Below are 24,766 nucleotides of genomic sequence, written 5' to 3' on the forward strand. Positions count from 1 at the left end.
GTTAACATTACAAAAATCCAATTTCCAATCAGTAAATTACGGGTGTAATTTTTTCTATACGGGTTTGAACTTTTCGAATAACACCTTTTCATCATTGCACTTTCCCAATTTGCAATAGTATTAATGAAATAATTCACGCCCATTTTACCCAAATTCAAAATCAATATAGTTACTTACCAAATGTTATTCAAAGAAATTATTTAAGCCTCTGAATAGTTATATTTTTAGTTTCTTAGAAACTCACCTTTACGATTCGTCTTCATCAGTGACATCATGGTGGCACTTCCTCCAAAATGTACTGTAGCACCAATCACCATACTACCATCCTCTTTCAAAAGTATCGCATTGCCTACATCATTCTGTACGCTGCCATATTCTTGCACCTTAGATTCATAAACTTCACCTATTCCGTCGGTAGGCAGCAGCAAGATTTCATCCTCTCTAGGATCGTTGTTTTCGTCTGTAAATGAGAGTACTTTTCCTACCACGAAGAATTCACCATTCGTTTTTTGAACCAAATCATAGCCTTGTGTATTCCACAAATCGCCCGAACTGTTTTTAGGATAAGAAAGTGTCCTCAACTGTGCACTTCCTAAATTGGAATCTACTCGTAGTATAAAAGCATATTGAGAAGAGCCTGATCCCGTAGTACCTACAACGGCAATACCAGGGTTAGTAAAAATAATATTGGCAGGTTCATCATTATCAGCTGTACCATAGTCCATCTGATTATCTTCATTTCCACTGACTACGTCAAACTCAGAAATCAAAACATCTACTCCCCCATTGCCAACTCCCGAAGATGTGGTCACAGCAGCCATATAGTAATATCTCCCATTGGCATTCAATAGGCTTTTTCCAATTTCATCATTACCAAACCCCGTTTTTCGCTCCCAATCCTTATTTTGAAAATCGCTAGACAATCGCATGAGTAGTATACTTTTGTCATCCAAAGTAGGATCATTTGAACCAGAAGATACAGTAGCCAGCACCAACAATTCTTCTTCTCCCTCTACTCCCAAAATATCTACTCCATTGGTAGGATAATAAGTGGTAACGCCTGATAAGACTTCGCTATAGCGATAAACTAATGTATCTATAACCGAGTAACCTGTAGGTGATATAGATAGACTAGCTAAAAACAAATGATCTACGGGTACTTTGTCAAGATTATCATCTGCTCGATCGAATGAAGAAGTACCTGCAATGTATAATCGAGGGTCAGCGGCATTACTCTCATCGAGATACATCTTAGATGGTATATCAACGCTACCCACCGTATCATGATTGATCACTCCTTCCCACAAGCGATTGCCAGCAGAGTCAGTTCTTACTAAATAATAGTCGGCATTGTCTACATCTGTCCTAGAGCCTAAAAGCAGGAACCCATCGGAGAGTGGTAACATATCGATCACCTGCTCTTCGGATTCAGATCCGTAGTATTTAATGAATACCTCTGAAGGATCCAAGCTATGTGAATCCTCACTCATACAGCCTAACAGCCATACCCCAGATATTACACAAAGAATAGGTAAGTAAAATTTTCTATTCATCTAATTTTCGTTTCTTTTTCCCTGAAAGCTTCTCCAGCTTCTTATTCGAATACTTTTTAGGCTTATAAATAGACCAGATATACCCCACAGACAAACTCAGATTATTCAAAATCTTATCATCGTCGACGTGAGCCATATCAAAAAGCAACTTCTCGTTGTTATATCGATATTTGGTTCGAACTGTATTAGACCCTCCCATATTGTAGCGAGCTTCTATCAATACAAAATTTGTTTTGGTTTTGAGTTTCATCCCCATCCCTCCAAAGTATGACCAGTTCAGTTTTTTTCTCATATCATCCTCCAACAAAGACAAACTAGTCAGTTGTCTTGTGGCGGTTCCTGATCGACTACCGCTAATCTTGCTCACTAACAAATAATCTACAGACAAACCCGCAGTCACATAAGGCATTATATTCTTAATAGGATATCCATACCTCAAAATCAACGGTGCTTTAAGTTGATTTTGGGTTTCAGTGAGCGTGACCTTAAAATCAGTCGAAGTAGGATATTCTTCGCCTAATGAGGTGATGCTATTGTAGCTGATTTCATAGCTATTGAGTCCCCACCCGATTCCACTTATTATTTCCAAATTATCGATCAAAGTATACTCAAAGGTCAATTCTGCTTGCAGTCCCACTCCTGGCTTAAACTCCTTGGAGACTTCGTTTATGTTGGAGTACGAACCATACTCTCCGATCGACTTTACATAGGTCTGATTGGCACCAGCTTTAATCCCTATTCTGAAAATAGGGTCTGATCGATACTTATCAAACAAGTATTTGAGTTCTATAGGGTCATCTGGGCTCAATGGGTGCTCTGGATCTGCAATGAGTAAATTGATCACTGCATCTTCTGCCTCTGGTCCATTATCATTAAATAAATGCACCAAGGCTAATAATCGATAAGCTCGAATTTTTTCCTCTTTAGAGAACCCATTTTTACCGAAACATTTGCCTCTACTACTATTTAATAAATCTGGAATTTCGCTCAGATTTCCCGCATCAAACATATCTTCTGCTTGATTCAATTTTTGGGTACAATTCAACTGACGATCTTGAGCAAGCACTTCTGTACCACTCCAACACATCAAAATTCCAAAAATGAAAACTGTCGATTTTAATCTATTCATCATTGATTATCCTCTCGTTTTGGTTTGCCTTCACAGGTCTCTTTATAATCGATGTCCTCTCCTACATATGCATTCCAAGAGTTTACACTCAAATTATGCTCTATTTTAGGATTACCGCAGATTTCCAGTGCCATCTCGTCTGGATGTGTAGGCCAATAGCGGATCACACCATCGCCAGCACCTGTCATCAGCGTTTGACCATCAGGAGAAAATGCTGCTGACCACACCCATTTTTTACTTCCCCTACCTGTACCATGATCATCCAAGACGATCGGTAGGTCATTCAAGAATTCCATTACCCAAATACGAGCTGTTCCATCAAAACTTGTGGAAGCCAATAAAGTATTGTCTTTACTAAATTCTAGGTCAGTCACCTTAGCATCATGTCCAGTAAGCCTTCTGATTTGCTTACTTTCTTGCAGATCCCATAGGATCACATCCCCTTCATCATCACCAATAGCTAGGATTTTACCATCTCGGTTGAATGAGATTGCATGAACGGCAGAGCCTCCTTTGATATATAATGACTTTTCTTCGTAGTTGTTTTCCAAATCCCATAGATACACGCTACCTGATTCGCTACCTCCTGCTAAGAATCTACCATCAGGGCTTAACGCCAATGCTTTGACACGAGAAGCTACTCTGGCTATTTCTGTACTGGTTTTATAGTCGTTCTTGCGAATGACTTTGTCTCCAGAAGAAGAGATAAACCCTTCGTCTCCTTTTAAGAATACCAAATCAAACACTGTCCCCGAATGACCAGTCAATTCTTTAGGCTCTTGTCCACTATTTTTAAGGTCATACAATAGGATTCTGTCATCGTCACTACCTACTGCCAACCATCTTTCTTCTGGACTCAAGTCAACCACTCTATTCACAAAGTTGTTGTCTATCAACACTTTGCTCTTTTTACGGTCATTAGTCATGTCCCAAGAAAGCAATTTACCATCACTACCAGCAGAGAACATACTCTTACCATCAGCGGCAAAACGAACTGAACGTACGGCATTGCCTGTAATATGGCCTTTGTACTGATTGAAAATGTCTGTGGAGTCTGTAAATAATAGATCTCTATAAGCATAATACACCCCAGAATACACATCCGCATTGTATTCTTTCACGCCATATTCTTTATCAAACTTCCAAGCTTGACGTGCGATCAAAGCTTTTTGCTCTACATCGTCGTCAATCCCTTTAGACTTGATCGCCATCGAATTGGCAATAGCCTGATATCTCAGTTTCAAAGCTGCCGCTTCTGCCAACCTTGCTTGCTCGGCACTTTCTACTGCCTCAGCTTGTGCTATACGCGCTTGTTCGGCCGCTTCTTCGGCCTTCTTCTGATTGGCTTGCGCTTCGGCTTGTGCCAATAGTGCTCGCTGCCTCTGTACATCGGCTCGTTGCTTTTCTATCTCGGCTTGTTGCAGGGCTTTTTCTGCATCTGCCCGGGCTTCGTTTGCTTTGCGCTCTTCTATTCTCGCTTTTGCAGCAGCTTCTACCGCTTTTTGCTCTTCTTCTTTTGCTTTAGCTGCATTTTCCTCAGCCTGTCTCAAGTTGATCTCTGCCTCGATCGTTTTCTTATCTGCTTCATCCGCTTTGATCTGGGATAAAACCACAAAGAATATACTTACCAACATGGCAAAGGCCAAGACAATCGCAACGATCCTAGAACGCTGTAGTGCACGTTTTTGGAGTAATTCTTTGTTTCGTTGTTCGGTTTCGTAGGCTTTCTTACTTGTTTCGAGAAATACTAATGTACGTTCAAATGCAGGGTCATATCGCTGCCCCCATACAAGCGTGGGCTTATTCTCTTCTTGCCAGTTCAGTGCAAGCTGCAGATCTGGCATCTTCCATAAGCCAGCACGTCCTAACTGAAATCTCTCGGCAGATTCTGCTAATTTCAAATACATTTCTGCTGAACGTGATTCTTCATCGAGCCAAGACTTGAGCCTTGTCCAGATTCTCATCAAACTTTCGTGAGAAATATCTACTACCGTTTCCGAATCAATTTTCACCCCATGTGGTGGCATGAGCAAAGTTCTTCCTGGCTCTCTAAATTTATCTACGACACGCGTTACTTCTTCTTCATTTACACCTGAGATAGCTGCTATAGTCGCCAGTTTAGTTGGGCGTCTAATTCCAGAGGTTTCTGTACCTCTTTCTGTCAATGCCTTAAACATTGACTCACAAATTTGCTGTTCTCTTTTCGATAGTGAATCAAAAGCTTCGTTTGCATGCTGGGAAAGTGCTTCTCGGAGTGTACCTATTGCATTGTAATGCTTAAGGTCCATCGGTTCGCCTTCTCTTCTATATTCTTTCCAAAACTGCCAAGTACGCATCAATGCGTGCTGTAGAATAGGTAATTGATCGGGATTGTCTCCTACATCATTGAGCAGCTGCTGTGTGAGACGTGGAGCAATTTTACCTCCTCCTACTGCTACAGGTCCTTCTATTGCCAATCGCTTCTGATCACGCGTCATTTGAGGAATCAAATAGTGACTATCGTTGATCATCTGTGTCAGGTCTGGGAAAGCTGCACAATCACCAATAAAGTCAGAACGCATGGTAAGCGCTACATAAATTGGTGCATCATATTGATGAACAGCTTCTAGTAAGAGATTGACAAATGCAGAAGATTCATCCAGATCTGATGATAGGGTTTCTAATTTTTTATATCTAAAAAGCTCTTCAAACTGATCCACAAGAATCAACACATTCTCTTGGTCAGAAGATTTGAGCTGCTTTACCGCTTCGATCAAACCGAGCGAACTACTTCGAAGTACTGTAGAGGTGATCGTTTTACGAATGAGCTGTTCTTCGTCGTCTAACTCATTATAGATTTGGTCTTTACTCAGTAATGCTTCCGCTAAATTATCTATCGGTCCACCTCCTGGTCGAGTCACCACAATCCGCCAGTTAGAACCAGCTTGCGTCATGAATCCTCCATAGAGTGTGGGAATCAAACCACAATACATCAGAGAAGACTTACCACTACCTGATGCCCCCAGTATACCCACAAACTTATTTTCAGCGAGCTTCATGAGTACTTCGTCACTTTGGCCTTCGCGGCCAAAGAATAGATGACTTTCCTCTATTCCAAAAGGCCTTAGCCCCGGAAATGGATCAACAAACTGAGATATATCAGCTTGTTGCTCTTGTCCGATATGTAATTCTTTTTCGCTCATTAGTCTTGTAGTTTAGCTAAAAAGGGTTCGATTTTCTTCTGTTCGAATTGGCCATCGCCAAGCACCATGGTACCCGAATGATTGACCAGATTACTCACCTTATCTTTATCTTCAGTAAAGATTGCTGTTGCTTTCATCGGCTTGGTTCTCCCAAAGCCTGGCGCCTTTAGCAAATCTTGCATTTTGGTTCGTATCCACTCTGGAGATGATTTCCCAAAATAGATCAATGAGGCATCACATCTTCTCAGGTTTTCTTGGTGGAGATATCTCAAATCCATCAAATCACCTTCAAACATGGAGGTAACTACCCCAAAACCTCTCTCTTTCAAACAATCCATGACTGGCTTCACCGATTCGGCATCTAATTGATCGCATATCAGATAAACCAGATTACCGTCTTCTGGTAATTGATTGTCTTCTTCTACTTTTTTGGCCTTAAATCGACCGCCTGTCACTAATTCTTCTCTAATAATAGACTTTAACTCCTGCAGTGGAATCTGTAGCACTTCTGCTTCGTCGAGCGTAGCTGCATCACTCTTCAAGTCTTCAATAAATATTTTCTGTCGCTCACTTACATTTTTCAGATCTGGTGAAAGCCAGATCAAACGGCTAAACTTCTCGCTTCCGTCATTCTTCAAATTATAATCATGGATGTCTCTGGTATGCTTTGAAGCAATTTGGTTTTGAATATCCACCACAGACAAATCTGAACCTGTAGGTTTATAGCCATAATCCTCTCCTATCAGGTGTATAGATAAACAGCAGCGCTCTAAGTCTTGACGAATGATGGGTTCTAGTGCATGGACATCTTTTGGCAAAGACTGATCTGGTAACACACGATAACCGTGACGAATCAATTCTCGTTTTACTGTATCTCTTTGAATGATCATATCTACACCAGAATTGGCCAAGTAGATCGTCTTATCTTTTCCTACTTCTTTTTGATCTTTCTTTTTGGTTCCTATTTCCACCAATTTGGTCTGAATCTGATAAATATCATAAGACATATCTACCATTTTCATCCAATAACTTCTCTCTGCTTCGTTCCCGAAAAATCTTTTAAACTCTTGTGGTTCGCCAGAAAGCGGGTCTATATGGAAGAAATCATACGAAAGGATATCCGAATACTCTGGTAAAAATTCATCTACATCAATAGGAAACTTAATGACTTTGAATAATCTAGAGAGCCCAGCTAATGACAGGCTCTGGCTTTCTTTGGCGCTCGTGGCAAACAAATTCACCCCATTAGTAAGTGTCGGGTTATTCAAAAATTCTTTTGAAAGAATCGCCACCAAAACGCCACTAGAAGCATATAGATCTACATGGCTATCGTTTTCAGAAACCATACGAATATTTGGCTTCTCTCCCGACACCTGCTCCAATAGCGTAGACAGAAACTTATAAAAGTTAGTCACCCAACCTTTGCTAGATCCTCCTCCAATTGGCTGATCATCTGCAGTATGATAGGCAAGCAATATTTCCTGTTCGATATTCATTCGCTCAATTATTTAGTAGCTGGTTTAATGGAATATAGATTCAACCTCTTCCTCAATTTCCGCTTCATTGATGATGGTTAATATTCCATCTACCATTTCAATGTTTTTAGAGACTGCATCATAGAGTTCTCCTTTTTCAATAGTAAGTAACAAACACTCCGTATCAGTGACCAATGAATATGTACACACATCAGATGACAACAAGAGTTTATGGCCTACTATGTTTCTTTCTTCTAATTTTTTAACATCCCCATTTTCGAATGTCATGGTCAGCTGACCGCTGATGACGATATATATTGGTGCATCTCCCGAATCCCCTTGCTCCATGATCGTCACGTTTGGTTCAACCATGATTTCATCAAACCTCTTCGCAAGATCAAGCAAGATCACTCCTGGTATATCCATGAAAGATGGGATTTGTTTCAACAAAACAGCTCTTTCTATAACCAACAGTTTCTGGTGGTATTTTTCGTCTTTATTCTTGAAAACTGCTGGTACAATAGCCTTGTCTAGCTTTTTCTTAGTTGTACTCTTTAGCCTTTTGGTGTGATACTGATATTGATCTGAATCAAGTTTGTACAACACGGCAGCTGCGGTCTGAACCATTGTCTCGTCTGGGTTGAACAAATTAGCAATCAAGTCATTTGTCACTTTTTGACCTCTTATCAATGTCAGCTTATACATCGCCAAACATTTCGTCCATTTATTGATGTTGTTGTAATCTCTATTTACAATCTGCAGTAAAAGATCTGAATAGTCTTCAAAACTCTCTGGAGGATAAAAATCATGCAGTTTATCCAACTTAGCCTTTGGCTCATCATCATCTAATACTGCCGTTAGTTTCGGTCTTAGAATCTCATCCACAAAAATTCCAAGCATTTCTATACCAAAAGACACACTATCTGTAGTCCCTACTTCAATGTTGTCTCGAACGAGTTTGATACTTTGAGCGTCATATATCATCGACATGAGCATAAACAAATGCTCGTGATTTTTCTTATTCTCTTCCTCGAAGGCTTGCACGATCAAACGGTCAAAAAAGTCATCTCTAGGTATTTCTAACAGCGCTTTTATATTCCAAGTCAAATCACTAATCGTACTTTCAATAGCCAGTTTGATTCTAGCTGCATGAAAATCCTTTGCTTCAAACCCGATATAACTCAAAGAAAGTAATAGTTCTGAGATGATGTTTTTGTCAGGGAAATCGATTTTTTTCCAAAGCATCTCAGTGGCTTGTCGCCCTCCCACTTTACCAAAAATCTGCATGATACGGATCATTGTGTCCACCTCTTGTCCCGTCTTATAAAAAGCAGAATCAATAGCATGAAACATGGTTTCTCCAGACGAAATCAAGGCTGAGTCTGCCGTATTACTATAAGTAGGCAAGTGTAAGTTTTCGATTAGAATAGACCAAAATTCAGGTCGTTTCAATTTACCTGCACTCACCATGGCAGCTTGTCTTACCTGTGGGTTAATGTCGCGAAGCAGCTCCACCAAAAAAGGAACAAACTTATCATCTTCTAATTTTGCTAAAACGCGAGCAGCATAGACTCTATCCTCAGTATCTGTAGAACGAACCAGTTTCTTGATCCCTACTTCTGTGAGTTCATAATCCACCATTTCTTTCAAAGCCTTAATGGTCTCTATTCCAATGCGTTTTACATCATCATCTTCTTCTTTCCTTATTTCTCTGGCAAGAATTTCTAAGGTATTGAAGCTCTTTAAATACCCCAATCTTTGATAGGCATAAATTCTGATATGCTTGTGCTCTGATCGTATAAAATCCAACAAGGAAAAATCGAGCATGATAGGCTCCATTCGTTCCAATAGTTTCAAAGCATTTAGCACCAATACTGGATTTCTTTTTCTCAGTTCATTTTTGATCACATTCACTGTATTGTGATCGTTTCTGGTGCCAGACCCCTTCAGTTTGTTTTTCTGATCTTCTAGTGTTTTTTTGAGCTGAATCTTATATTCATTAAATAATTTACCTGCGTAAAACATAATCAACGCTGCCAATACCACTATAAAATAGGCATAGTGAATCAGCTTAAAAAAGGTCAATGTACCTAATGCAATCTGCAAGGCTCCTGCTACCAATACGGCTATTTCGTTTACTACACCTTCGATTCTAGATTGAATATCAAAACGTATTTTAACATCGAATGGAAGGAAAAATAGTTTAAAAGCAGGATTTTCAAGAGCGTCTTTCAACGAAGAGGTAAATACCTTACCTACAACAAGAAAAATAAAGAAGAATAAGAAATCATCCGTCTTAATGTCATACACAAATAAATGCCCCGAAAAAATCGCACCCAAAGTAAATAGAGCCAACACCAATGGCATGACCATAAGAGATACTCTCAAGCCATACTTACCAATAATGATATCATTAATGAAACTCTGAATAAAGAAACTAAGTACCATCACCGTACCGTTCGTAAACGACAAGAAAGTTCTTAGCTCTTTCTCATCTGGATACATAATCTCAGTCGCTGATAGATAAACGAAGTTGGCAAATACAGCAGAGGCCATCGAAAACACCATAAATACGCAAAGCATTCTCAAATACTTATCCTTGAACAAGTCTAAGTAAGTGATTTTCCGAACCCTAGCATCTGAGGGTCTTATTTTAGTAGCAGAGTCGAGGTTGAAATTTTTTACGATGATAAGTGCAAACACCATGATACCAAAAGCTGCTATCGTAGATAACAGTAGTAAATCATGTGTTTCATTGATAATATTGATAGCTGACAGCAGTGGAATGGAGAAAAAAGCAATCATCGTAGCCACTAGCTGCCCTGTATCGATTCCTCCAATAATTCTTTTGGCTTGCTTCAAATCCCATATCCGACCAAATACTCCCCAAAAAGAAAGCACTGTAATTGAAATCACAGGTCCCATCATCACAAATAAAATGAAGGGCAAATAATGAAACCCTAAATGCTCTGTTTGATAATCTGTATACCAAAACGCTCCTCGAATACCTGCAATGAATAAAAAGACAAGAAAGGTTATCGTTAGGAGTAAGGTGGAGAAATTAATTTTCTTTTGAAACTGAACATACGCACCCGCACTGATAATTCCCATTACCCCAGAAAGGAAAATAGCTCTAGCCAAGTAATGTTCTCCCACGGTAGATACAAACAAAGTCTCTGCTCCGACCGTATAAGTAGCAATAAGTACTCCCATGAAGAATCCCTGCCCTAATAGTAGGAGCATTGGCTTTTCTTCCCCAGGCTCGCCTCCAAGAAACGCTAGAAATGATTGTAGCAAAGTTCCGAGTTCGTTTAAGTTTATTTAATTTTTTAAATTAATTTGAATACTAGCTTAATCCAAAGAAAATTAGACTTTTCCAAGAATTGACTACTACCAAACTTTATTTTTTTAAGTTTTAACAAGGTACTCATTCGCCTCTGTAAAAACCCTTCCTTGATCCCGAGCTACTAATTAAAAATCAAACATAATTAAAATAAACCGTACTATGCAAGGAGTTTTAAGTGTATGCCGTAAAAGAAATCTCCTATTCAATAGGTATTTTTACCTATCCTACGATACATTCAATTTTTCCCTTCTATTATCCTATTTTTAATTTGCATTTTCCGTCGGAAAGCTCTCTTGTTACTTTCATTTTTTTGGCATTTAGAAATCGCTTAATTTCGCATGTATATAGTTAACCCCAAAACTGATTAAACATGCATCAATACGGATTGATACCTACGACCAATGGTATCGAAACTTCTGGCATTAAAAATGCCAAAAACGTTTATTGGAATCTTACCCCAGCAGAGCTCGTAGAAGAAGCCATCAAAAACAGCGAAGGACGTATCACAGATACAGGTGCTTTGATGTGCGACACTGGCAAGTTCACTGGTAGGTCACCCAAAGATCGCTTCATTGTAAAAGACGCCAAAACCGAAAATACGGTATGGTGGGGCAATGTAAACATCCCTTTCTCAGAAGAGCAATTTGACAAACTGCATCAAAAAATGCTCGCTTTTCTTGAAAACAAGGATCTTTACATTAGAGACGCTTATGCGGGAGCTGATAAGACGTATAGACTCAACTTGAGGGTGATCAATACACTCGCTTGGCAAAACCTATTTTGCAACAATATGTTCCTCAGGCCAGAGCAGTATAAGTTGAAAGAGTTTGACCCAAATTTCACTATTATCTGTGCGCCAGAATTTGAAGCTGATCCCGAAGTGGATGGCACCAGACAAAGCAACTTTGCCATCATCAATCTGACCAAACGGGTCATCTTGATCGGCGGAACTGCCTACGCAGGAGAAATGAAAAAAGGCATATTCTCTGTATTGAACTACATTCTCCCTCAAGAAGAAGGTGTCCTATCGATGCATTGCTCTGCCAACATTGGTAAAAAAAATCACGATACAGCCATTTTCTTTGGGCTATCTGGCACAGGCAAAACAACTTTATCGGCCGATCCAAACAGAGGCTTGATCGGTGACGACGAACATGGCTGGACAGCAGACAACGTATTCAACTTTGAAGGCGGATGTTATGCAAAGGTCATTGACCTAACCAGAGAAAAAGAACCAGAAATATACGACGCCATCAAATTTGGCGCTATCGTAGAAAACACAAGGTTTCAAGAAGGCACAACAACCGTAGACTATGCTAATGTATCGGTCACAGAAAACACAAGAACTGCCTACCCGATCAATCACATTTCTAATGCTGTGGTGCCTTCTATCGGAGGCACCCCAAAAAACATTTTCTTCCTTACATGTGATGCATTTGGGGTGATTCCTCCAATTTCTAAAATGACCAAGGGGCAGGCAATGTATCATTTCATATCAGGTTACACCGCCAAAGTAGCTGGTACAGAAGCAGGAATTACAGAACCCCAGACTGTATTCAGTGCTTGTTTCGGCTCACCGTTTCTTCCTCTTCACCCGACTAAGTATGCGGAAATGCTAGGCGAAAAAATGGAAAAATCCGAAGTAAATGTATGGCTAATTAATACTGGATGGACTGGTGGACCTTATGGCGTAGGCTCTAGAATGAAACTAAAGTACACTCGTGCTATGATTACGGCCGCTCTCAATGGTACATTGGACAATGTAGGCTTTAGAACACATTCTATATTTGGCATACAAATTCCATTGACGTGTCCAGAAGTACCTTCTGAGGTATTGAGTCCAAGAGAAACTTGGAAAAATGATCAAGGGTATTACAAAAAAGCAAATGAACTAGCCAGACAGTTTGTAGAAAACTTCAAGAAGTATAGTGACTTTGCAAACGAGGAGATCATGGCTGGTCAGCCAATACCCAATCCGAAATATGATTGACCCTGAAAGTAAAAATTAAGTATTCTAAGCCCTCCCACATTTTGGTTGGGCTTTTTTTTTGCACCCTTATTAGATCAGCATGCCTACGATAGTCGCAGACATCAATGACGCTAAAGTACCCCCCAACAATGCCCGTAAACCTAACTGAGACAGTAAAACTCTCTGAGTAGGTGCCAGTCCTCCTATGCCTCCTATTTGAATTCCTATAGAAGCAAAATTGGCAAAACCACAAAGCATATAAGTGGACATAATAATAGAGCGAGAACTTGCAAATGCACCCTCACCCTTAAGTCTAGCGAGACTTTCGTATCCTACAAATTCACTAGCGATCAACTTCTCACCTAGTAGACTTCCTACGAGAGTCACATCTTCTGCTGCCACACCTATGAGCCACATGACTGGCGCAAACGTATATCCCAATATAAATTCAAAACTCAATACCGTATAATGACCATGAGTAAAAGAGGCTATTACTTCATTAAGCCCTACTAGTGCACCTATTTTACCCAAACCAAAATTAATCATGGCCAAAAAAGCAAAAAACACCAAAAGCATCGCTCCTATATTCAAGGCCAGTTTGAGTCCTTCGGTCGTGCCATTAGACAAGGCATCGAGCAAATTGCTCCCTACATTCAAGTCTGTGACTTCTACTTTTTGCTCTATATCTTCTGTTTGTGGAATCAATACTTTGGAAATCACTACCGCGCCTGGCGCAGCCATGATAGACGCAGCCAACAGATGTTTTGCAAAAATCAATCGCTGCACAGGATCGTCGCCTCCTAAAAAACCAATATAAGCTGCCAAAACTCCACCAGCTACAGTTGCCATTCCACCTGTCATCACAAGCAACATTTCAGACTTATTCATTTTGTCGAGATAGGCTTTGATCATCAAAGGCGCTTCCGTCTGCCCCAAAAATATATTGCCTGCTACGCTCAAACTCTCCGCCCCACTCAGCTTCATCGCTTTGGTCATCAGCCAAGCCAAGGCGTAAACGACCTTCTGAATAATCCCTAAATAAAATAGTACACTGGTGATGGCCGAAAAGAAAATAACGGTAGGCAAAATCTGAAGCGCAAATATGAATCCATAGGTATCGATGTCCATAAAGCCTCGGAAAAGAAATTCACTCCCTACTTTTGTAAAATCAAGGATTTTGGTAAAAATACGGCCTACCACTTCGAAAAGTGCTCGTACAAATGGTACATGCAGGATAGACAAAGCAAGTGTCAGCTGAATAAAAAGACCTATACCTACCACTTTCCATGAGATGGCTTTTCGATCTGAACTGAACACCCAAGCTATAAAAACAAGCACCGCCATGCCCAGCAGTCCACGGGCAACTGTCCAGACGCTAGCAGATGAACCTTGATCTCCGTCGGATGAGAGCAAATTAGACTTTGCGGCTTTTGAAGTAGTCTCTGCAGAACTTAACGCTGCGTCCGAAGCAGCACTTATCTCCACTGAATCTACGACTATTGAGACAGGTTCTGGAGTCGTTTCCGATTGCGCTTGTACACTTCCAAACAAGCAAAATAACAAACAAAGTAATCTAAGGGTTCTCTTCATCTTGGGCACAAAAAAATTCCAGCCGAGCATGACTGGAATTGCAATATAATAATTTATAAGGCTTATTTAATATTAATTCTAATGAAGCACAATACACCCTTTGCCTGACAAATGATATTCGTTTTCAGCTACTTTCGACAACTGCATATCAAATGTCCTACTCAAGATTTCCAATACTGCTTCAACTGGTTGCTGATCAAATTTTGCAGACATCAAACAATTGTAAATATTTTCATCAGACACTGTGATTTTCACCTGATACACATCACTGATTGTGGTGATTACCGATTTTAAATTCACCTTTCTAAACTCCATCAATTTGGTTTTCCATGCTAAATAATTAAGGTCCTCTAGGTTTGACTTTTCGAATACAGGAGCCTCTGCTCTCAATCTTCCTACTTCACCTGCGACCAACTCTACAGCATTCCGTTCCCCTCTTTCTCGCTTGCTCACAGCCACCCTTCCGGTCTTTACTACCACTTCAGTACTGGCATTAACACCTGCAGTATTCACTAAAAACGAAGTACCCAACACTTCGATCTTAGACTGATCTGTCTCTACAATAAATGGCCTTGATTCATCTCTCTTAATATCAAAAAAAGCCTTACCCGAAAGGGTCACCTGTCTAGTCTTATCATCAAAAGCAGACGCGTAAGTCAAAGTAGCATGACTACTCAATGTTACGACCGAACCGTCTGGCAATGCTATAATTTCCAGGTTTTCTTTGGCTACAACCGTTTCCTGATCAGGCTGCCCTCCTACCAAAGCGATAGCCCCAAAGGCTACTCCAATAGCAAACACTGCAATAGCTGCATATTTTAAATAGACCAAAAACGACTTGTGCTGAGCCCTATTTACAGTTTCCTCTTTGGCGTCGATTTTACTCATTACAGCACGCAGTGCTGATCCTGTATTTTCTTTTGGGACTTGTGCCAACTTCCAAGCTCGATGACACTCCAAAAACTCCGAAGCATTCTCATCACTTTCTCTCCTCCACGTTTCAATTTTTCGCACCTCTTCTGGTGAAAGGTTGCCAGAAAAATATTTCACTAACTGCTCTTCCATATTTACGGTTTATATCGCCTAGTTAACAAGTCATAAAAAAACAACCCTTATCGCAAGCATCAACAAATTTATACATCAAGGTTCATATTCAAAAGGCATGTATTCTGCCACACGCTCCCACGACCAGTATCCATATGTTGTAACGGCCAATGGCTCGTTAAAAAAGCCTTTCGAGTTGATAGTGACCACTGGTAAGTTTAATTTAATAAATGACATTTGGCCGACATTTCGCCCTGTGGCAGCCACCGTGTTATTGAATGTAGCCACATTCGTATTGGCCAGCTGTAGCTGATCAAACACATACGCTGCACTCTCATATTCTTTGGTATAGATCACCAAAAGGTATTTGCTAAACTTCAAGGTATTGTCAAAAGCAAACTGATCTCTTCCGGCATGAAGCTTAGCTGGCAATTCGAAATAAGAGTTATTGATCGTGCTGGGCAGCTCGTCTACTTCGTCGATTACAAAGCCCTCTTTTTTCAACTTATCATTGGTCAATGAACGCAAGAAATGCGTCATCGAACCTTGATAACTCTTCTCTCTGTTTTTGATGATGCGCTTTCGTTCGACATTGCTACTGACGGGGAGCTCTTCGAAGTTAGAAATACCCAAAAGCCGTGTCACAGTCGGTGTATGTTCAAAAAACTCCAAGATATAATTGATCCGGTAGCCCAGAGCTAAATTTTCTATAATTAGTGGCAACTCGGCCGTGGCTTTAAGCACCCCCGATTCTCGATCATAATCGATGTCTAATACTTCCGCATTGAGAATCGAACACTTGTCTGCATTCTGGGTATTTCCAAAAAACTCTTTTTCAAACACTTTCAGTCCTCTATCCCAGTTTTTCTGTGCTTCGCTATCAGCGATAATCTCTACATTCTCCAACTGGGTCGTCTTTGCTTCCAGTTTGACTGGAATATGAACATACTGCTGGTCTCCTTGTACCGTTACTGTGGCGTGTGCCAAATTGTAAACGATATGTGAAAAAACAATTTCGTATGGACCTGGCGTCAGCCCTTTAAGTTCAAAATTACCATTGATGTCCGTAGCGCTACCCTTGAGCGTACCTGCCACATAGACATTGATACCAGGTATGGGCGCATTGCTCTCTGCGTCTCGTACATTGCCTCGTATGTTTACTTTCTCGAAAAAATATTGCGTAATGGCTGGCTGAGCACTTTTAAACAGGATGATTTGCCCATTAATAATGGTATATTCTACCCCTGTACCGAGCAACAATTGATGTAGAACTTGCTCCAAATTAGAATCATCATAGGCAATTGTAAACCGCTGACGCTCATCGATAATGTCAGAACTGTATGAAAAAAAGACGTTGGTTTTGTAGCTAATGTAGTTGAGTGCACTATCGATAGTGACTTCTCGAAGATCGATCTGAAGTTTTTTGGCTAGTACCTTCTTTTGTGCCAATGCTGGCTGCGACCACATACAAATACCAACCACCAATAGCAGTACACAGCTGTACATATTTGCCACGCGTTTGATCATTATTTATGGGTCCTATCGTCTGAATTCCTTCAGGCTTTCGCGAAGTACACGCAAGGCCTTGCCCATCTGCACCTCTATGGTTTTGATGGATAACCCCATGTGGTCGGCGATCTCCTGATACTTTAATCCCTCAAATCTACTTAGTTTAAATATTTTTCCGCACTGAGGAGGCAAATCATCGATGGCTTTGTAGATTTCGGCTTGCAGGTTTTTCTCCCCCTCTTTTTCATACTCGTCATCTTCGACATGTGCCATTTGCTCGATGACAAATTGCCTATAGGAGTCTCGTACTTTAAGGTGTTTGAGGTAATTGAGGCAAGTATTATGAACGGATCTATAGAGATAGGATTTGAGCGAGGAATCTTGTGCAATAGTGTCACATTTTTCCCAAAATTTCACAAACACATCTTGGACGATTTCTTCGGCTTCTTCGTATTCATCTACAAATCTATAAGCGTAATTACAAAGCGCTTTGTAGTATTCGTTGAAAACAATTTCAAAGGCCGATTTGTCCTTATTAATAATCCTCTGGACGAGTAAGTTGACCTGATTATCTAACATTCTGATTTTTTCCCAAACCCGATAAGTCCGTATGTATGTTGTATTTTCAAACATAATACATTCTATACTGATATAAAATTATCAAGATTGGTAATGGTTTTTTTTTGATCTTTGACGCAATTAACAATAGTCTTTACTACTGCCTCATGATGAAAATAGTTTTTCAAGGGTCTGAATACCAACTGGACACGCTCGATGATCTTCGACAACGCTATCCTGAAGCATCCAAATTGCTTGATTTTATTCAAGATTGGCAGCAGGGCAAACCTTCCTATGAGTTCCAAACATCTGGATCTACCAGTTCCCCTAAAGTCATTGATGTAAATCGCGAACAAATAGTTGCAAGTGCGCGTGCTACCGGACAATTTTTAGAATTAAAAAAATCTGATCAGGTCTTATGCTGTCTAGATCCTCAGTTTGTCGCCTCACTCATGATGGCAGCTCGATGCCTCATTTGGAATATGGATTTGGCTTTAGAAAAGCCAAGCGCCAACCCCATGACCGCTATAAAAAATCAAATTGATTTTGCTTCATTTGTCCCTTTTCAGGTCTATCAAATGATTGCTGATAACAACCTGCACCAGTTAGAAAACATTCGGAACGTTCTGATTGGAGGTGCTCCATTGACTCCAGCCGCCTTTGGTACACTTGCCCAGCTCAACACCAACATATATGCTACCTACGGCATGACTGAAACAGTGAGCCACATTGCACTAATGCCTGTCAAAGGGAAATACTCACAGGCTTATTATCACCTTTTACCAAACATAGTGATCGGACAAGACGACGAGCAATGCCTGAAAGTCTCTGGCGCGGTCACTAATCATAATACACTCCAAACTAATGATATTGTTGAAATAACTGGTCGTACTTTTAGGTGGCTTGGACGAAGAGATCATGTGATCAACTCTGGGGGAATTAAAATCCATCCAGAACAGCTTGAAAGAAAAATTGCCAACCTACTCTCAAGTGATTTTTTTATTAGTTGGCAAGCCAATGAAAAATTAGGAAATGAATGTATTCTAATTACTAAAGGGGCACCCATGGCTATTGAGAAATTGGAAGAAATACAAAAGGTCGTCACTGAAGCTTTCTCTAAGCATCACGCACCCAAACGAGCAGTGAATGTTGACACTTTCGAACATACTGCTTCTGGAAAAATAAAAAGAGAAGAAACTCGGATAAAAGCGTTGAAACTAGGCCAACTTGGATAGCATCGCGCGCAACCCATCTAGGGTTAGGTTGACATCCATCTCATCGAAAAGATCGTGCAACGGCTCAAAAATAAAAGACAACCCTCCCGTAGCGATCACTTTGGGTTGTCCTCCCATTTCTGCTTTGACTTGAGCTACCATATGCCGTACTAGCCCTACATAGCCTTGCATTATCCCTGCCTGCATAGCTTCTACGGTATTATTACCCAAAGCCTTGGCTGGAATTTTCAAAGGAATTTCGGGAAGTTTAGCGGTATTTGACGACAATGATTTCATCGCTGTTTGCACTCCTGGTGCAATGGCTACACCTACTATTTCTCCCTGATTATTAACACTGGTAAAAGTAAGAGCCGTGCCAAAATCTACCACAATGGCACTTTGTTGACACATCGTAAAAACTCCTACGGCATTCGCTGCCAGATCAGCACCAAGCTCGTATGGGTTGATACGTCCAAGCGACAACTTTTGGAGTAACTCACCGTCTACCAAGACCATTTGCCCTTCCTTGAACTGATCAAATACTTCTAGTATAACTGGCGTAAGGTCTGGCACCACACTACCAAGAATCACTTTTTCTATCTCAAACAATTCTATACCTTCCTCCAATAGAAATACCCGCAACCGCTTCTCATATTCAGAAGCATCCATCTCCAAGTTGCTAGGCATCCGAAGGATATGCCTCCACTCCTCCTTTTCATAAAATCCGATAACCACATCGGTATTGCCTATATCTATCGCTATGATCATGCTTTAGTTTTTACCACCACTTTGCCTGTAGACTTTCCACTCTGAAAGAGCTTGATGGCGTCGTGTATTTGATCAAAATCAAACACTTGACCAACCATAGGTTTACCCAAATCAAGCTGACTCATTTCTTGAAGGATGTCATCCATCACATCCACTTTTTCATACAGCCAGATCAGATTGAACCCCATCACCGAGCGATTTTCTTGGATCATCTGTTGTGGATCTATTTTAGGTCTGGTTAGAAACTTCCAAAGCAGCTTGATATAATTAGGCTTAGTGCCTGGAGAAGCAAACTGAGACGCGCCAACTACAACCATTCTCCCCTGAGGAGCGAGTAAATTATAACCAGCCTTGAAAATCTCACCTCCAATGGTCTCTACAATCAAATTCAGCTCTCGGCCATCGAGTACCTTTTCTAAATCTTGTCCAAAATTCTTACTTCTCACAATTTTGCCGTCGAAGCCTTCTGCTTCTAGCACATTCATTTTTTTGTTGCTCCCGATCGTTCCTATAGTGAAAGCATCATAGCACTTGGCAATGCGATTGGCCATGATCCCTACACCGCCAGCACCACTATGAATGAGTACGTTATGTTGTTTTTGTAATCCGCCTAAAAATACCAAAGCGTAATACGCCGTCATACCTTGCACAAGGTAGGAGGCACCTTCTTCAAACGACCAATCGTCAGCCAGTGGCACGATATGACGATCATCGATATTGAGGTGGCTAGCATAGCCGCCAAATCGGGTAACTCCCATGATTCGGTCCCCAACTTTAAAATTGGCAATGTCTTTACCTATTTTGGAAATAACACCTGAAAACTCCAATCCAGGCACAAAACTCCCCTTGGGAGTAGCACTATATAGGCCATGAATAGCAAAGACATCTGCAAAGTTGAGCCCGATGGCATGTACCTCCACTTGCACCTCATGTCCTTGTGGATCATCCAAGGGTTCAGTTACTAATTTCAGATTCGAAGTAGAACCCACTTTATCAATTCGGTACGCCTGTCTTTGCATTTCCATAAGTCTTAATTTGAAGCATCAAAGATTGGAAAATTATATGAAGCTAAAATATTTGAATGACATTAATTTCTAAAAAGTAGAAATTCAAACTTGATACCAGTCCACGCTTTAATTGCCCGAAGCCACCTGTAGCAAGACACCACACAGGTATGCAGCATACGTACCCAGCGTATACCCCAAAACAGCCAAAAGTACGCCCACAGGCGCTAGCGACGGATGAAATGCCGCTGCCACTACGGGCGCAGAAGCGGCTCCACCTACATTGGCCTGACTGCCTACCGCCACAAAAAAGAACGGGGCCTTAATCAACTTGGCTACTACCAAGAGTAGCACCACATGAACCATCATCCAAATAATACCCACTAAGAACAAGCCTGGTGATTCGAAAATAGCCATCACATCCATATGCATCCCAATAGTAGCAATAATGATATAGATAAAAGCACTCCCTACACGCGTAGATCCTACACCTTCCAGGTCTTTGTATTTGGTAAATGAAAGGCTCAAGCCAATGGCTGTAGCAATCACCACAATCCAGAAAAACCCACTGGTCAGGCTATACTTTTCTAACCCGGGATAGTTGGTAGCTAAAAACGGGGCTATAATATCACTGAGCAAATGAGCAAAACCCGTAGCGCCTGCACCAATGGCTAAAATCATCATTAGATCAGAAAGTGTGGGCATTTTAGCGATACTGGCACTATAGGTTTCTATACGATTTTTGACTTCATCGATCGCAGACGAATCCGCTTTAAAAATAGCATCTACCTTCTTGGACTGCCCTGCGCCAATGAGCAAAATAGCCATCCATACATTGGCCACCAAGATGTCTACGGTAACCATCTTAGAGAAAATCACATCCCCTACTTCGAAGACCTCTTTCATGGCAGCCTGATTAGCACTACCACCGATCCAACTGCCCGCTACCGTAGTCATGCCTCGCCAGACCTCATCACTAGTGGCTCCGATCACATCTGGTGCGACCCAACCGATAACTAATAGCGCAATAGGGCCACCAATCACAATCCCTACCGTACCAGTCAAAAACATAATGATAGCCTTAGACCCCAGTTTTCTTATTTCCTTAAAATCAGTACTAAGTGTAAGCAATACCAATGCTGCTGGTAGCATATATCTAGAAGCGACAAAGTACAATTTAGAGCTATTGCCATCGATAATACCCAGCGAATTGAACACCGAAGGGAGAAAATAACACACCAATACCGATGGAAAAATGGCGTAAAATTTCTTCCAAAAAGGATGGGTTGAGGCATTGGTTTTGAATACCAATCCAAGCAATACCATTAAGAGTCCAAAGACTACCGCATCATTAGTAATTAGCGCTGTAGATTCATTCATTTTTGATTATTTATGTTGTTAATAATTGTTGCAAACTCACTAAGGATCATCGCCGTAGCTCCCCATACGATCTTGTCCTTTATGTCAAAGTAGGGCACGTCCACTTTGACCCCACTATAAAAAGTCATTTGCTTTTGTTTTCGTTTGGATGGATCGTTCAGTACCTCTAGGTCTGTAACGACCAATTCCTCCACTTCCTTTTCTTCTAATATAAATTGAGGTGTTTGGGAGATGACTCCTACCACAGGAAGAATATTGAAATTGCTCGGCGGCACGTACAGTTCAGAAAGCTGACCTAGCACTTTTACGTCTTCCATAGACACACCAATCTCCTCCTGCATTTCGCGAAGTGCCGTATGAATAAGGTCTCGATCAGACTCCTCGTACTTGCCTCCAGGCAGAGCTACTTGCCCGCTATGCACACCTGGGTATTGGGGGCGTAGAATCAGCGGAAACTGGATTCTTCCGTCGATAGGATAGAGCAGAATCATCACCGCACTCTGTCGGGCTTTTTTGGCACTTTCTCTATCAAATCGCTGAGAAATGTCTGGCAATGGCGCCATCTCTTTTTGAGCCTCCACACCAGCTGGATCTGCCCGAAGGGCTAATTGAAGCGCTTGAGTGAAATTTTTCCAGTAGTTATTATCAGTCAATTTTCAGGTATTTATCCAATTCAAAAAACAAATGAGGACTGACAAACATATCAAGATAATTATTAACTTAGTTCCACATCATTAAAAACCTTATGAGTGATCTACCCTCCTACGTCAGCGGCGTATTCTTAGCCACTGTAGCTGCTACTTTTGGGTTCCTCTATTACGGAATCAAACTAGCCCAAAGAAAAAAAAGTAACACCCACGCCATTGCGGTATCTACTTTTATGATGGTCTGGTTGTTTCTTATTGCTGCGCTTTCGCTCAATGATTTTTTCTTAGCTTTTGAAGCGATGCCCCCTAGGTTTGTGTTTGTTTTACTTCCACCAATGATTAGCATTTTTCTGATTCTTGCGATCAAGCGGTCACGAGATTTTGTACGTCGTATGCCTATTACCACACTTACTTACCTGCACATTGTACGAGTACCCGTGGAGATTGTGCTCTGGTGGCTCGCCATCCACCAGTGGGTTCCCAAATTACTCACTTTCGAAGGCATCAATTACGACATCCTTTCGGGTGTATCTGCGCCATTTGCAGCCATATTTATGGTAAGCCTCCGTAGCAAAAGTCGTATAGGTGCCATCCTGTGGAACTGCATTACCTTGGCACTACTCGTCAATATCGTAGGGCATGCTCTACTAGCAGCTCCCTCACCCTTTCAGCAATTTGCTTTTGATCAGCCCAATGTGGCTGTGTTTCACTTCCCATTTATTTGGCTACCTGGTTTTATCGTACCTGCAGTATTGTTTGCCCATTTGGTCAGTTTGATGAAGTTATTTGATACAGAAACCGAATTGGTTTAAATCAACCCAACACTTCTTTTATATTTTCTGCATCAAAAATCAACTCATATAGCGGCAGAGACTGAATTTTCTGCTTATTTTGATGTCTCATTATGGCATTAAACAAGGAATACGTTAAACTCATCTTTGGAATTAAGCTGCGGCAATTGCGGCAAAATCATGAATTATCCCTTCAGCAACTTTCGAAGCTCTCGGGTATTTCTATTTCTTATCTTAATGAAATAGAAAAAGGGAAAAAATACCCCAAATCCGAAAAATTAATTGCTCTGGCGGATGCGCTCAAAGTAAAACCCACCGAACTCAAATCTGAGATACTCAACAAGCAACTAGCACCTGTGTCGCAATTGCTGCATTCTGGCATATTGTCCGAGCTCCCACTAGAATTATTTGGATTAGAATTATCAAAATTGCTGGATCTCCTAACTAATGCACCTTCGAAACTCAACGCCTTCATAGGTACACTGCTAGAGGTGAGTAGAAACTACGACGTGCGTGTAGAAACTTTCTACTTTTCAGTGCTTCGCTCTTATCAAGAAATTCATGAAAATTTCTTTCCTAGTATAGAAGAGGCTGCAGAGCGATTTTCCAACGAAATACGCCTACTCGCTGGCAAGTACATCCCTGAATCTGAGTTTGAAAACTATCTAACCGAGCAGTATAACTACAAACTGGTAAACAATGACTTTACTGAGCATGCTTCATTGCAAGATCTGAGAAGTGTGATGGTACAGGAAACTCGCAGGAAAAAATTAGTCCTGCATAGTGAACTCAGTCCACGCCAGCGTGCTTTTTATCTAGCTAAAGAAGTGGGGTACAATTACCTCAAATTCAAACAAAGGAATACGGCGACCCCTTGGGTAAAAATCGACAACTTCGATCAGGTGCTCAACGATTTTAAAGCCTCATATTTTGCTTCTGCCGTATTGATCAATCAGAAAAATTTCCTGAAAGATTTACAAGATTTTTTCTCCAATGATCAATGGAATCAAAACATCTTGATCGATACCATGCGCCACTACAATACCACTCCGGAGATGATCCTACAGCGCATGACCAATTTGCTCCCAGAACATTTCGGGTTTCACGAACTGTTCTTTTTCAAATTCAACCACCAAGTAGGGACGGATCATTATCACTTGAGTAAGGAGATGCACCTCTCTAGAATGAACCAACCACGAGGCACTACTCTACAGGAACATTTTTGCCGAAGATGGAAATTTATCACTATGCTAAATGAATTGGAGGAAATTCATAAAACCAAGCCTGGGGAAATCATAGGTGGTGCTCAAATCGCCCGATATATCGATACTAACGAGGAGTTTTTACTATTGTCTCTAGCGAAGCCCTTTTCTCCAACCAAGGGAGTAAACAACAGTCTAGCACTAGGTATCAAACTAAATGACAAAGTAAGAAATACCATTAAGTTTCTCAGCGACACCGCTATCAAAACCCAACTGGTTAATGACACTTGCGAACGATGCATGGCACAAAATTGCAAAGTGCGTGCTTCCCCTCCATATATCTATGAGCGACTAAAAAAGGAAGAAGAACGGAAAAAGATACTAAAAACCTTCAACCCCAAATAA

Annotated in this window: 17 protein-coding genes; 4 read left to right on the plus strand and 13 right to left on the minus strand. The window is 40.9% G+C overall.

Annotation, left to right across the window (positions count from 1 at the left end):
• Nucleotides 1–224: 224 nt before the first annotated feature.
• Genes N7E81_RS18355 through N7E81_RS18375 form a run of 5 tightly spaced genes read right to left on the minus strand, consistent with a single transcriptional unit; the run spans nucleotide 225 to nucleotide 10,582 of the window.
• On the minus strand, nucleotides 225–1,553 hold the full coding sequence (locus N7E81_RS18355) for a hypothetical protein (protein ID WP_263051061.1): 1,329 nt from the start codon (nucleotides 1,551–1,553) through the stop codon (nucleotides 225–227).
• Complete coding sequence (locus N7E81_RS18360) at nucleotides 1,546–2,685, minus strand: porin family protein (protein ID WP_263051062.1); 1,140 nt, start codon at nucleotides 2,683–2,685, stop codon at nucleotides 1,546–1,548. Before N7E81_RS18360 ends, N7E81_RS18355 begins: the two co-directional genes overlap by 8 nt.
• Nucleotides 2,682–5,864 (minus strand): nSTAND1 domain-containing NTPase, encoded by a 3,183-nt coding sequence (locus tag N7E81_RS18365; RefSeq protein ID WP_263051063.1) that lies wholly within the window; start codon nucleotides 5,862–5,864, stop codon nucleotides 2,682–2,684. The genes N7E81_RS18360 and N7E81_RS18365 overlap by 4 nt, the downstream gene beginning before the upstream one ends.
• Nucleotides 5,864–7,360 carry a hypothetical protein gene (locus tag N7E81_RS18370; protein WP_263051064.1) on the minus strand — a complete coding sequence of 499 codons (1,497 nt, stop codon included), beginning with the start codon at nucleotides 7,358–7,360 and terminating at the stop codon, nucleotides 5,864–5,866. Before N7E81_RS18370 ends, N7E81_RS18365 begins: the two co-directional genes overlap by 1 nt.
• A gap of 24 nt (nucleotides 7,361–7,384) precedes the next feature.
• On the minus strand, nucleotides 7,385–10,582 hold the full coding sequence (locus N7E81_RS18375) for a cyclic nucleotide-binding domain-containing protein (RefSeq protein ID WP_263051065.1): 3,198 nt from the start codon (nucleotides 10,580–10,582) through the stop codon (nucleotides 7,385–7,387).
• Between the two features lie 473 nt (nucleotides 10,583–11,055).
• Between N7E81_RS18375 and pckA the strand changes: the two genes are divergently transcribed.
• A complete protein-coding gene (pckA, locus tag N7E81_RS18380; protein WP_263051066.1) occupies nucleotides 11,056–12,675 on the plus strand; it encodes a phosphoenolpyruvate carboxykinase (ATP) in 1,620 nt (539 codons plus the stop codon).
• 69 nt (nucleotides 12,676–12,744) lie between these two features.
• Here pckA and N7E81_RS18385 read toward each other — a convergent pair whose 3' ends face one another.
• The 4 genes from N7E81_RS18385 to N7E81_RS18400 form a co-directional block, all read right to left on the minus strand.
• A complete protein-coding gene (locus N7E81_RS18385; protein WP_263051067.1) occupies nucleotides 12,745–14,244 on the minus strand; it encodes a NupC/NupG family nucleoside CNT transporter in 1,500 nt (499 codons plus the stop codon).
• Between the two features lie 78 nt (nucleotides 14,245–14,322).
• Nucleotides 14,323–15,309 (minus strand): FecR family protein, encoded by a 987-nt coding sequence (locus N7E81_RS18390; protein WP_263051068.1) that lies wholly within the window; start codon nucleotides 15,307–15,309, stop codon nucleotides 14,323–14,325.
• A 75-nt stretch (nucleotides 15,310–15,384) separates the two neighbouring features.
• A complete protein-coding gene (locus N7E81_RS18395; RefSeq protein WP_263051069.1) occupies nucleotides 15,385–16,794 on the minus strand; it encodes a carboxypeptidase-like regulatory domain-containing protein in 1,410 nt (469 codons plus the stop codon).
• 33 nt (nucleotides 16,795–16,827) lie between these two features.
• On the minus strand, nucleotides 16,828–17,376 hold the full coding sequence (locus N7E81_RS18400) for an RNA polymerase sigma-70 factor (protein WP_263051070.1): 549 nt from the start codon (nucleotides 17,374–17,376) through the stop codon (nucleotides 16,828–16,830).
• 146 nt (nucleotides 17,377–17,522) lie between these two features.
• Here N7E81_RS18400 and N7E81_RS18405 point away from each other — a divergent pair, with 146 nt between their 5' ends.
• Complete coding sequence (locus N7E81_RS18405; RefSeq protein WP_263051071.1) at nucleotides 17,523–18,590, plus strand: AMP-binding protein; 1,068 nt, start codon at nucleotides 17,523–17,525, stop codon at nucleotides 18,588–18,590.
• Here N7E81_RS18405 and N7E81_RS18410 read toward each other — a convergent pair.
• The 4 genes from N7E81_RS18410 to N7E81_RS18425 form a co-directional block, all read right to left on the minus strand.
• Nucleotides 18,573–19,337, minus strand: a complete 765-nt coding sequence (locus tag N7E81_RS18410; protein ID WP_263051072.1) for a type III pantothenate kinase — start codon at nucleotides 19,335–19,337, stop codon at nucleotides 18,573–18,575. The two genes, N7E81_RS18405 and N7E81_RS18410, sit on opposite strands and share 18 nt — an antisense overlap.
• On the minus strand, nucleotides 19,334–20,362 hold the full coding sequence (locus tag N7E81_RS18415) for a zinc-binding dehydrogenase (RefSeq protein ID WP_263051073.1): 1,029 nt from the start codon (nucleotides 20,360–20,362) through the stop codon (nucleotides 19,334–19,336). The genes N7E81_RS18410 and N7E81_RS18415 overlap by 4 nt, the downstream gene beginning before the upstream one ends.
• 108 nt (nucleotides 20,363–20,470) lie before the next feature.
• Nucleotides 20,471–21,721, minus strand: coding sequence for a DUF819 family protein (locus tag N7E81_RS18420; protein WP_263051074.1), 1,251 nt, complete (start codon nucleotides 21,719–21,721; stop codon nucleotides 20,471–20,473).
• On the minus strand, nucleotides 21,718–22,374 hold the full coding sequence (locus N7E81_RS18425) for an NUDIX hydrolase (protein ID WP_263051075.1): 657 nt from the start codon (nucleotides 22,372–22,374) through the stop codon (nucleotides 21,718–21,720). Before N7E81_RS18425 ends, N7E81_RS18420 begins: the two co-directional genes overlap by 4 nt.
• 92 nt (nucleotides 22,375–22,466) lie before the next feature.
• Here N7E81_RS18425 and N7E81_RS18430 point away from each other — a divergent pair, with 92 nt between their 5' ends.
• A complete protein-coding gene (locus tag N7E81_RS18430) occupies nucleotides 22,467–23,180 on the plus strand; it encodes a hypothetical protein (RefSeq protein WP_263051076.1) in 714 nt (237 codons plus the stop codon).
• 92 nt (nucleotides 23,181–23,272) lie between these two features.
• Complete coding sequence (locus tag N7E81_RS18435) at nucleotides 23,273–24,766, plus strand: helix-turn-helix transcriptional regulator (protein WP_263051077.1); 1,494 nt, start codon at nucleotides 23,273–23,275, stop codon at nucleotides 24,764–24,766.

Source organism: Reichenbachiella carrageenanivorans, from assembly GCF_025639805.1.
Taxonomy (GTDB): Bacteria; Bacteroidota; Bacteroidia; order Cytophagales; family Cyclobacteriaceae; genus Reichenbachiella; species Reichenbachiella carrageenanivorans.

Excerpts from the sequence above, each read along its gene's own strand:
- N7E81_RS18390 (WP_263051068.1), bottom strand. The coding sequence starts at position 15,309 with ATGGAAGAGCAGTTAGTGAAATATTTTTCTGGCAACCTTTCACCAGAA.
- N7E81_RS18430 (WP_263051076.1), top strand. The coding sequence starts at position 22,467 with ATGAGTGATCTACCCTCCTACGTCAGCGGCGTATTCTTAGCCACTGTA.
- N7E81_RS18395 (WP_263051069.1), bottom strand. The coding sequence starts at position 16,794 with ATGTACAGCTGTGTACTGCTATTGGTGGTTGGTATTTGTATGTGGTCG.
- N7E81_RS18435 (WP_263051077.1), top strand. The coding sequence starts at position 23,273 with ATGGCATTAAACAAGGAATACGTTAAACTCATCTTTGGAATTAAGCTG.
- N7E81_RS18415 (WP_263051073.1), bottom strand. The coding sequence starts at position 20,362 with ATGGAAATGCAAAGACAGGCGTACCGAATTGATAAAGTGGGTTCTACT.
- N7E81_RS18420 (WP_263051074.1), bottom strand. The coding sequence starts at position 21,721 with ATGAATGAATCTACAGCGCTAATTACTAATGATGCGGTAGTCTTTGGA.
- N7E81_RS18375 (WP_263051065.1), bottom strand. The coding sequence starts at position 10,582 with ATGCTCCTACTATTAGGGCAGGGATTCTTCATGGGAGTACTTATTGCT.
- N7E81_RS18385 (WP_263051067.1), bottom strand. The coding sequence starts at position 14,244 with ATGAAGAGAACCCTTAGATTACTTTGTTTGTTATTTTGCTTGTTTGGA.
- N7E81_RS18365 (WP_263051063.1), bottom strand. The coding sequence starts at position 5,864 with ATGAGCGAAAAAGAATTACATATCGGACAAGAGCAACAAGCTGATATA.
- N7E81_RS18370 (WP_263051064.1), bottom strand. The coding sequence starts at position 7,360 with ATGAATATCGAACAGGAAATATTGCTTGCCTATCATACTGCAGATGAT.
- N7E81_RS18360 (WP_263051062.1), bottom strand. The coding sequence starts at position 2,685 with ATGATGAATAGATTAAAATCGACAGTTTTCATTTTTGGAATTTTGATG.
- N7E81_RS18410 (WP_263051072.1), bottom strand. The coding sequence starts at position 19,337 with ATGATCATAGCGATAGATATAGGCAATACCGATGTGGTTATCGGATTT.
- N7E81_RS18355 (WP_263051061.1), bottom strand. The coding sequence starts at position 1,553 with ATGAATAGAAAATTTTACTTACCTATTCTTTGTGTAATATCTGGGGTA.
- N7E81_RS18405 (WP_263051071.1), top strand. The coding sequence starts at position 17,523 with ATGATGAAAATAGTTTTTCAAGGGTCTGAATACCAACTGGACACGCTC.
- N7E81_RS18400 (WP_263051070.1), bottom strand. The coding sequence starts at position 17,376 with ATGTTAGATAATCAGGTCAACTTACTCGTCCAGAGGATTATTAATAAG.
- pckA (WP_263051066.1), top strand. The coding sequence starts at position 11,056 with ATGCATCAATACGGATTGATACCTACGACCAATGGTATCGAAACTTCT.